2 protein-coding genes and 1 pseudogene are annotated in these 1,016 nt (G+C 50.3%); 1 reads left to right on the plus strand and 2 read right to left on the minus strand.

Going from position 1 to position 1,016, the window contains the following annotated elements; all coding sequences use genetic code 11:
- Window positions 1–82: 82 nt before the first annotated feature.
- Window positions 83–340 (plus strand): annotated as a pseudogene (locus tag ACSZO1_RS22450) (ATP-grasp fold amidoligase family protein); the annotation flags it as partial.
- A gap of 57 nt (window positions 341–397) precedes the next feature.
- Here the strand turns inward: ACSZO1_RS22450 and ACSZO1_RS22455 are convergent.
- Complete coding sequence (locus tag ACSZO1_RS22455) at window positions 398–679, minus strand: YjcB family protein (protein WP_437616595.1); 282 nt, start codon at window positions 677–679, stop codon at window positions 398–400.
- 143 nt (window positions 680–822) lie between these two features.
- Window positions 823–1,016: hypothetical protein (locus ACSZO1_RS22460; RefSeq protein ID WP_437616597.1), on the minus strand; the 194-nt coding region annotated here is incomplete at its 5' end.

Below are 1,016 nucleotides of genomic sequence, written 5' to 3' on the forward strand. Positions count from 1 at the left end.
CTGAAAACGATAGATGAACGGCAATCATTGTAGTCATGAACAGAACTTTGAATGATTAAATCGCACCTTCCCTAACCATCGCGCACTGGTACAGGCGCTGGAGTTGAGTAAACGCCTGGCTGCTGATTTCGATTATGTGCGTGTCGACTGGTATATCCACGAAGGCCATATTTATTTTGGCGAACTGACCTTCACGCCTGGCGCGGGTCTGGTGACCGGGCTGGATCGCGGACTCAATCAGATGATGGGGGAGATGTGGATTCAGGATCGTATCCATCACGCACGTCCGTCATCAGAACAACAGGAGCTGAATATCCCGGCGATGCTAAAAAAAGTGTAGAACGGCAGGTGCAGGAAAATGCAGGCTGTGGACAGCCTGCATTATATTGTTCAGGGCTTATGGCATCGGCAGGTTAGGCGGTGTCTGGCTCATCACTTCGATAAACACGTCTTTGGTTACGGACCAGAAGTTATGCAGGTTTTCTGCGCTCAGTGTGATACCCAGCAGGCCAGTGACGAACCAGCATGACATACCAATACCGATTCCGCTAAAAACAAACGCCATGGCATTGCGACTGCGCTGACGGCATTTTATTTTGCAACTGCTGGCGAAAAACATCATAACTGCGCTCAGCAGCTCCCAGCGCATCAGCACCACACTCGCGGCTATTGTGCCCATCGAACAAACTCCCGGATTCCAGATGATAAATGCCCCGACCAAAATGGCATCACCATCGGGTACAGGAGAAACGCCAGGGAAATTTCTCCGCCCGCTGACCAGAGGTCAATAGTGTGACGTGGGTCACATTATAACACCGGATTTTAAAAATTGAACAAAATTTGTTCCTTGTATGGTAGATCGCGCGAGGCCAGTGCTGGCAAGGGCTGGCAGGATGAATGACCTGGATTAGGATGGAGAGAAGGCGGAAGATTAATGTACTTGGCGGATTCAACTCCGAAGTGCAACGCTAAGCCGCCAATCTTAGCTCTGCAAACACCACAGACGGTTGCCTGAA

The sequence above is a fragment of the Erwinia sp. V71 genome, assembly GCF_965644245.1.
Classification (GTDB): domain Bacteria; phylum Pseudomonadota; class Gammaproteobacteria; order Enterobacterales; family Enterobacteriaceae; genus Erwinia.